This is a genomic window from Hydrogenophaga sp. (assembly GCF_041633695.1).
Classification (GTDB): domain Bacteria; phylum Pseudomonadota; class Gammaproteobacteria; order Burkholderiales; family Burkholderiaceae_C; genus Hydrogenophaga.
Window position 1 is genome coordinate 1 of record NZ_JBFJMY010000204.1, and the last position, 7,169, is coordinate 7,169.

The window sequence follows — 7,169 nt, forward strand, 5'->3', positions numbered from 1 at the left end:
CGACGTTTGTCGTCGAGCCTCACATCGCTTTGAAGCGCTGCGCGTACAGGCGGCTGACGGTCAGGGTTTCGGGTCTGCCGCGCAGGCGCAGGCTGAGTTTGCCGCTCTCTTCGCGGTGCACGTTTTCGATCGCGGTGGCGTGCACCACCGTGCCACGGTGGATGCGCCAGAACAGAGCCGCATCCAGGCGCGGCAACAATTCCCGCAGCGGGGTGCGGATCAGGAACTCGCGCTCGGCGGTGAGCACACGCACGTATTTGTCGGCGGCCTCAAAGTACAGCACGCTTTGCACCGGCACCATTTGTATGCTGTTGCCGACGCTGGCCTGGATCACTTGCAGCGGTTCGACCGTGGCGGGCGTGGCGACGGCCAGCAAAACCCGCAGTTGCGCCAAGGCGCGGTCCAGCGGGGCCTGGTCCACCGTGCCCAGCGTGCGTTGCGCCAGCACCTGCTGGATTTTTTGTACCGAGCGTCGCAGGCGTTCGGGCTCCACCGGCTTGAGCACATAGTCCACCGCCTGCGCTTCAAACGCCTGCACGGCGTATTGGTCGTAGGCGGTCACAAAAACCAGCGCGGGAAACGGGGTGTCCAGGGGCCAGGCGTCGGCCAGATCGGCGGCAGCGGCCAACCCGCTCAAGCCGGGCATGCGGATATCGAGAAACAGCACGTCGGGCCGCAGCGCCAGCGCCTGGTCAATGGCCGAAGCACCGTCGCCCACCACCGCCACCACTTGCAATTCGGGCCAGACACGCGCCAATTCGGTCTGCAAGGCGGTGGCCAGCAGCGGCTCGTCTTCGGCGATGAGAGCGGTCGGGTTCATGGCGGTAGAGGTATCTGTATGGTGACACAGGTTCCCCCGCCTGGGGGATCAAAAACCCGTATGGTCGCGGCACCGCCATAGGCGGTATGCAGGCGCTCGCGCACCTGGGCCAGGCCAAAACCTTCGCTGGGTGCACCGGTGGCGGCTTGCGCCATGCCCACACCGGTGTCGTTCACTTCGAGCACCACATGCGTGTGCTCGCGCCGTGCGCGCACCACGACATCGCCACCGGCGACTTTGGGCTCCAACCCGTGCTGGATGCTGTTCTCGACCAGGGGCTGCAGCAGCAGGGTGGGCACGGCTTGCTTGGCCAGGGCAGCGGGCAAGTCCAGCTCGTAGCGAAGGCGCGGGCCCATGCGCACGGCCATCAGTGCCAGGTAGTCGCCCAGGCGGTCAAATTCGGCCTGCAGGCTGTGGGTGGTGTTGCGCGACGCACTGAGCGTGGCGCGCAGATAGGCAATCATGTGGTCCAGCATCTGCTGGGCGCGCGGCGCGTCGGTGGCAATCAGCACCCGCAGGTTGGCCAGGGTGTTGAACAGCATATGGGGCTCGAGCTGGGTTTCCAGCAGTTTGAGCCGGGCCTCGTTGGCGTGCTGGCGCGCCTCGGCCATCTTGCGTTCGAGGTAGGCACCTTTGTTGAGGTTGTAGAAGTAGTAGCTGCCGGCAATGCCGGCCAGCGCGGTGATCAGGATGGAACTGCGTTGCAAGCCCGGTGGCGGGGTGTAGCCCGGCGGATAGAAGTGCAAGGCTTTGCACAGCATGTCGGCCAGGGTGGTGCCGCCCAAATAGCCCGCCACGATGCCGGCCAGCACCAGGGCCAGGCCCTGCAGGCCCTTGGGCCAGCCGGTTTCGGCGGCGGAGGGAACGCATTCGCGCCCCAGGTCGATCACGGCCCAGGTGATGCTGCCAATCAGCAGCGAATACACCACCGGTGGGCCATACGGCCGGTCGGGCAGAAACGCGTACTGGATGGTGGCAATGGCCAGCGCAAACGCCAGCACCTGCAGAAAGTGGCGCAGCTTGGCGATCCAGTCGATGGGCATGGCGGCTTAGGGCCTGTTTTGCTGGCGTTGTAGGCGTTCGCGTTCTTTCTGCACCATGCGCTCGCGCAGGCCGCCTCCGGTGCCCAGCACAAACACGGACACCCCATGCAGCACCAAGCCCAGGCCCCAGCCCAATAGCGGGTAGACCGACCAGGGCCGGGTGCCAAAGGCGTATTGCGACAGGCCGAAGATGAACAGGTTGACCACCACGTACACCGATGCGTGGATATACCAGCCCAGCTTGGCCCCAGCGCGCTTGCGTGCCAGGGCGTCAATTTCTTCGGGGGACAAAGGCGATTTCATGGAGCAGGGCCGTGCGTGCAAAGCGGGTTTTCATTCTAGGGTAGCGCTTGTCCGGTCGGCGTTCAGGGTGCGCCCAGCAAGTGGCGACGGAAAAAGTCGCCGATCTTGCGATCCGCCAGAGGCAGTAGGCTGCGGTCAAAGCCGGGCGGGTCGCCCAACAATTCACCGGCGATGCTGCCGGCAGGGAAGGGCGGCAGAGGCGACAGCATGACGCTGTGACCCCCTTGCGGGAACTCGGCCACCACCTCGCACGCGGGGCAGGCGGCGCGCACCGCGCCGACATGGAAGCGCGGGATCTGGTTGATGTCCTGGTCGGCGATCACCAGGCCCAGCGGTATGCGCAAGGTGTTGAAGGAGGCCATGTCGAAGTCGACCGCAAACGGCACGCTGGCAATGGCGGCCTGGATGCGCGGATCCACGTGGCTGTACCAGGTGGTGTCGTCGAAGCGCTGGCGGATCACCCCCAGCGCCACCACCTTCTTCAAGCCATCCAGCAGGTTGCCGCGCAAGCGGGTGGTGAAGCCCACGCAAGACGAAAAGTCGTCGGCAAGGTGCGCTTCGCAGTGTTGCTTGAACGCGGCAGGCGACCAGCGCCCACCGGCCAGTGTGAGGGCGGTGTGTCCACCGGCCGAGCCGCCGAACACCCCCACCTTGTCCAAGGCCAGCAGAGGGCCGAACTCGGCATGTTGGGCCAGGGCATCGATGGCGCGCGACACTTCGGCCGGGCGCAGTTTCCAGCTGTCGGGGCCCGGGCTGGACGGGTCCTTGTAGTTGTCTGCCCGGTGCTCGGGCAGGGCCACCACAAAGCCGGCTGCCACCAGTGCGCGGGCGAGGTCGGCATGCACCCAGGGCGAGCCACCTGAGCCGTGCGAGACGACCACCAGGCGACCATTGCCGCGCACCGGCATCCCTTGCCACGCCAAGTGGAGCGTGAAGGGGCCGCGGTGCACGGCGGCGTCGGACGCACTGGTGGGGTAGTAGACGGTGACCGGGCCGTCCGTGGCGGTGGCGGGCAGTTCGGTAAGACCGGTACCGGCTTGGGTCAGGCCGACCCACAGGGCCATCAGGCCGATGCAGCAACTGCGTTTCATGGGCGATCTTGGCGTGGTGCGCCGCTTGTCGAGGCCCGGGCTACAACTTGAGGCGATTGCGCTCTTGCTGCAACAGGCGCTCGTGCAGTCCGAAGCCGCCGGTGTGCAGGAACACCACCGCACCGTGGATGGTCAAGCCCAGGCCCCAGCCCAGGAACGGGAAGATGGCCCCGTGTCTGCCCCCGGCCGCCGACAGGCCGGCCAGCAGCAGATGGACCGCGAGGAACACGGTGGCGTGGATCAGCCAGCCCATGCGCATGCCGGCGCGTTTGCGGGCCAGACGTTCCAGCGCATCGGCTTGGGCTGTGGAAGAGGCGGCAATGGGCGACATGGTGACTCCGGGGGAGGGAGGGGTGATCGGGTAGGGAGGCGGGAATTCAGACGCGCAGGCCTGCGGCGCGGCCCAGGCCGAGCCCTGGCCAGACCAGGCGCCACAGCCGCACGGCCCGGGCCACAAAGATGCCGTTGAACGCGCCATACAGCAGGGCCACACCGATGGCAAAGCTGCTGTCCTGGGGCAGCGTGGGTTGCATGGCCACTTCGATGCCCACACCGTACTTGACCAGAAAGATGCCGACGATCAGCGCCATGGGCACGGCACTGCCGGGCAGCTCGAAGCGGCGGTTGGCGGCGTCATACCGGGTGCCTGTGGGCGCTGCCAGGCGCCACCACAGGGCCAGGCCGGCCGTGGTCGCCGCAGCGGCGAGCCACAGCGCCATGGCTGTGGCCGATCGGGGCGTAGCGCCGAAGGCCGACACCATGCCGTAGACCGAAAAGGCCGTCATGGCGATGGGCATCACGCTCACCCGCAGCAGGCTGGCGCGGCGGTGGAACAGTTGGCTGGCACCCAGGACCAGCAGCGCGGCCAGCAGGCCCCAGACCCAGGTCGGTGTCCGGCTGACGATGGACCCGAGGGCCTGGGGGTGTTGGGTGATGAGTTGGAGCAGCATGGGTGGCCTTTCGATGGCAAGAAGAGAAGCGGGTGGGGAAGGGGTCAGACCAGGCCCAGCCATTGGCCAAGCACGAGCTTGCCGAGCAAGCGGCCGGGCAGCAGGGTGAAGGCCCCGGCCACCACGCAGGCGCCGAAGTACAGGCGCTGCATGGTTTTTCGGTGGCCGGCGATGTTGCCCTTGGCCAGGTACCAGAACGCGCCAAACAGACCCACGAAGACAACGGGTACCAGCAGGTGGATGGGGGTGTAGCCGGCGATGTTGGGCAGGCTCACGTCGCGGATGAAGATGGCCGACACGGCGGTCATGAGCATGAGCGTGACCCAGGCGTAGCCAAAGGCCCGGTGCAGGCGTGGGTGCTGGCTGCGGCCTTTTCGGGCCCACAGGGCGACCGGGCCCAGCGCCAGGGCACCGAGTGCGGTGGTGAGGTGGATGGCGATGACAGGGGTGAGCTGCATGGTGTGATCCTTTGGGGTGGTGGACGGACCGCACTGTGCCCGGCGCAGGGACGGCGGGCCAGCGGTCTGCGACCAAACGCAGGGTGGCGGGCTGAAATGCCGAAATACGGGAGTGAAATGCGTGCCGATGGCGGGCTGGCGTCGGGCTTCTTGGCCTTGGGTGGCGTATTCTTTGCTGTCTACCCGGCACGGTGGGCCTGCGGGCCGCCGCCGATACAGGCCTTGCGCCACGAACGAGGAGCACACCCATGATCGAATCCACCCGCCGCCGTTTGTTGTTCTGGTCGGCCAGCCTGCCGCTGGCGCTGGGTTTGACCGCCTGCGCCGGTTTGCAACCTGGCCCGCGCACCGTGGACATATCCGAGGCCCGGCTGGCGCAAATGATCGCGGGGCAGTTCCCGTTCAACAGCCGTTATCTGGAGATATTCGATGTTTCTCTGGCCGCGCCCCGGGTGCGGCTGCTGCCGGCAGAAAACCGCATCGGCACCGAAGTGGCGTACAGCATAGGCACGCTGTTCGGCACCCGGCCGACGCAGGGCACGCTCAGCCTGAGTTATGGGCTGCGTTTCGAGCCCAGCGACAACTCGGTGCGTTTGAGCGAGGTGCGCATCGACAGTTTTGAGGTGCCCGGTGTGCCGCAGGCCTATGCCAACCGCGCCAGCCGCCTGGGCGCGCTGCTGGCCGAGGGCTTGTTGCAGGATTTCGCCATCCACCGGTTCAGCGCCGACGATCTGGCCGCGTCGCAGCGCTGGGGTTACCGACCCGGTGCCATGACCGTGCTGCCCGGCGGTCTGCGCCTGCAGCTGGACCCGGTCCCGCGCAACTGACGCTGGGTGTTCAGCATGCAGCGGGTACCATAGCTGCCATCAAACAGGCCAGCGGTTGGCCTGTGTTTTTTTGTGAGCCGCCCAGCATGGCGGACGATTCATGGACATCGCGTTGTTGATCAAGGCCGCCATCATGGGCGTGGTGGAAGGCCTGACCGAGTTTCTTCCCATTTCATCGACCGGGCATCTGATCCTGGCGGGCAGTCTGTTGGGCTTCACCGACGACCGGGCCAAGGTGTTCGAGATCGCGATCCAGACCGGTGCCATCCTGGCGGTCATCATCGTGTACTGGCAGCGCATCCGCGACACCGTGGCCGGCCTGGGGAGCCAGAAGAAGGCGCAGCATTTCGCGCTCAATGTGTTGATCGCCTTCATCCCGGCGGTGGTGCTGGGCTTGCTGTTTGGCAAGGTGATCAAGGTGCATTTGTTCACACCGGTGGTGGTGGCCAGCGCCTTCATCGTGGGCGGTTTCATCATTCTCTGGGCCGAACGCCGCACCGAGACGGCGGTGCGCATCGACGACGTGGATGACATGAGCCACTGGGACGCTTTCAAGGTCGGTCTGGTGCAGTGCCTGGCCCTGGTGCCCGGCACCAGCCGCAGCGGCTCCACCATCATCGGCGGCATGTTGCTGGGCTTGTCGCGCCGCACCGCCACCGACTTCAGTTTTTACCTTGCGATCCCCACCCTCATCGGTGCCGGGGTGTACAGCTTGTACAAAGACCGGGCCTTGCTCTCGGTGGCCGACGTGCCGATGTTCGCCGTGGGCTTGCTGTTCTCGTTTCTGAGTGCCTGGGTCTGCGTGCGCTGGTTGATCCGCTACGTGGCGAGCCACAATTTTGTGCCGTTCGCCTGGTACCGCATCGCTTTTGGCTTGTTGATTCTGGTCACGGCTGGCATGGGGTGGGTAGACTGGACCGCATGACGCCCAACACGAACGCCTTGCGGGCGGGGGACCCTGGCATGGGGCCGCTGCTGATCCGGATCTCTTCGCTGCTGGGCGGTGTGGGTTTTCTGATCGTGGGTGTGGGGCTTTTGTTTTCGGTACTGGGCTTGCGCGCCGGCGTGGCGGAATTTTCGGGTCTGGCGCTGGGTCTGGTGACCTCGGCCTACTTTGGCGGCTTTGTGGTGGGCACCTATATCTGCCCGGTCGTGATCCGCCGTGTGGGCCACATCCGCGCTTTCGCGGCCATGGCGTCCATCGCGTCCACCATGCCCATCTTGCATGCGCTGTGGATCGATCCCTGGTTCTGGGGTGTGCTGCGCCTGGTCACCGGCATTTGCATGGTGGGCCTGTACATCGTGATCGAGAGCTGGCTCAACGCGCTGGCGCCGCTGGAGCACCGCGGCAAGCTGTTCGCGGTGTACATCTCCATCAACTGTGTGGCGCTGGCCTTGGGGCAGTGGTTGATTCTGGTGGGCGACCGGCTGGGTTTTGTGCCTTTCGCCCTGGTGTCGGTGATGTTTTCGTTCGCCTTGATTCCCATCACCATGACGCCGGTGGACGAGCCGGAACCGGTGGACGCCCCCAGCCTGAGCCTGCGCAGCCTGTACGAAGCCTCGCCTGTGGGCATGGCGGCGGCCCTGGGTTCGGGCCTGATCGTTGGCGCTTTTTACGGCCTGGGCGCCTCGTTCGCGCAGGGCGTGGGTTTCTCCGATGCCGGTGTGGCCTCGTTC

Annotated in this window: 9 protein-coding genes and 1 pseudogene; 3 read left to right on the forward strand and 7 right to left on the reverse strand. The window is 66.1% G+C overall.

Annotated features, from left to right (window positions below):
• Window positions 1–19 precede the first annotated feature (19 nt).
• The 7 genes from ABYB95_RS13330 to ABYB95_RS13360 form a co-directional block, all read right to left on the reverse strand.
• Window positions 20–820, reverse strand: a complete 801-nt coding sequence (locus tag ABYB95_RS13330; RefSeq protein ID WP_372659048.1) for a LytR/AlgR family response regulator transcription factor — start codon at window positions 818–820, stop codon at window positions 20–22.
• Window positions 817–1,863, reverse strand: coding sequence for a sensor histidine kinase (locus ABYB95_RS13335; RefSeq protein WP_372659049.1), 1,047 nt, complete (start codon window positions 1,861–1,863; stop codon window positions 817–819). Before ABYB95_RS13335 ends, ABYB95_RS13330 begins: the two co-directional genes overlap by 4 nt.
• Before the next feature lie 6 nt (window positions 1,864–1,869).
• Window positions 1,870–2,166 (reverse strand): 2TM domain-containing protein, encoded by a 297-nt coding sequence (locus ABYB95_RS13340; RefSeq protein ID WP_372659050.1) that lies wholly within the window; start codon window positions 2,164–2,166, stop codon window positions 1,870–1,872.
• Window positions 2,167–2,228: 62 nt separating this feature from the next.
• On the reverse strand, window positions 2,229–3,257 hold the full coding sequence (locus ABYB95_RS13345) for an alpha/beta hydrolase family protein (RefSeq protein WP_372659051.1): 1,029 nt from the start codon (window positions 3,255–3,257) through the stop codon (window positions 2,229–2,231).
• A 40-nt stretch (window positions 3,258–3,297) separates the two neighbouring features.
• A complete protein-coding gene (locus ABYB95_RS13350; RefSeq protein WP_372659052.1) occupies window positions 3,298–3,588 on the reverse strand; it encodes a 2TM domain-containing protein in 291 nt (96 codons plus the stop codon).
• Window positions 3,589–3,634: 46 nt separating this feature from the next.
• Window positions 3,635–4,207 (reverse strand): DUF6622 family protein, encoded by a 573-nt coding sequence (locus ABYB95_RS13355; protein ID WP_372659053.1) that lies wholly within the window; start codon window positions 4,205–4,207, stop codon window positions 3,635–3,637.
• 44 nt (window positions 4,208–4,251) lie between these two features.
• Window positions 4,252–4,665, reverse strand: coding sequence for a DUF2306 domain-containing protein (locus ABYB95_RS13360; RefSeq protein WP_372659054.1), 414 nt, complete (start codon window positions 4,663–4,665; stop codon window positions 4,252–4,254).
• 248 nt (window positions 4,666–4,913) lie between these two features.
• Here ABYB95_RS13360 and ABYB95_RS13365 point away from each other — a divergent pair, with 248 nt between their 5' ends.
• The 3 genes and pseudogenes from ABYB95_RS13365 to ABYB95_RS13375 all read left to right on the forward strand — a co-directional run.
• Window positions 4,914–5,492, forward strand: coding sequence for a DUF1439 domain-containing protein (locus ABYB95_RS13365; RefSeq protein ID WP_372659055.1), 579 nt, complete (start codon window positions 4,914–4,916; stop codon window positions 5,490–5,492).
• A gap of 100 nt (window positions 5,493–5,592) precedes the next feature.
• On the forward strand, window positions 5,593–6,417 hold the full coding sequence (locus ABYB95_RS13370) for an undecaprenyl-diphosphate phosphatase (protein WP_372659056.1): 825 nt from the start codon (window positions 5,593–5,595) through the stop codon (window positions 6,415–6,417).
• Window positions 6,414–7,169, forward strand: a pseudogene (locus tag ABYB95_RS13375) (hypothetical protein); the annotation flags it as partial. The gene ABYB95_RS13370 and the pseudogene ABYB95_RS13375, both read left to right, overlap by 4 nt.

What these genes read in the sequence shown, in the direction of transcription:
- ABYB95_RS13330 (WP_372659048.1), bottom strand. Translation starts at nt 820, where the DNA reads ATGAACCCGACCGCTCTCATCGCCGAAGACGAGCCGCTGCTGGCCACC.
- ABYB95_RS13370 (WP_372659056.1), top strand. Translation starts at nt 5,593, where the DNA reads ATGGACATCGCGTTGTTGATCAAGGCCGCCATCATGGGCGTGGTGGAA.
- ABYB95_RS13340 (WP_372659050.1), bottom strand. Translation starts at nt 2,166, where the DNA reads ATGAAATCGCCTTTGTCCCCCGAAGAAATTGACGCCCTGGCACGCAAG.
- ABYB95_RS13365 (WP_372659055.1), top strand. Translation starts at nt 4,914, where the DNA reads ATGATCGAATCCACCCGCCGCCGTTTGTTGTTCTGGTCGGCCAGCCTG.
- ABYB95_RS13335 (WP_372659049.1), bottom strand. Translation starts at nt 1,863, where the DNA reads ATGCCCATCGACTGGATCGCCAAGCTGCGCCACTTTCTGCAGGTGCTG.
- ABYB95_RS13355 (WP_372659053.1), bottom strand. Translation starts at nt 4,207, where the DNA reads ATGCTGCTCCAACTCATCACCCAACACCCCCAGGCCCTCGGGTCCATC.
- ABYB95_RS13345 (WP_372659051.1), bottom strand. Translation starts at nt 3,257, where the DNA reads ATGAAACGCAGTTGCTGCATCGGCCTGATGGCCCTGTGGGTCGGCCTG.
- ABYB95_RS13360 (WP_372659054.1), bottom strand. Translation starts at nt 4,665, where the DNA reads ATGCAGCTCACCCCTGTCATCGCCATCCACCTCACCACCGCACTCGGT.
- ABYB95_RS13350 (WP_372659052.1), bottom strand. Translation starts at nt 3,588, where the DNA reads ATGTCGCCCATTGCCGCCTCTTCCACAGCCCAAGCCGATGCGCTGGAA.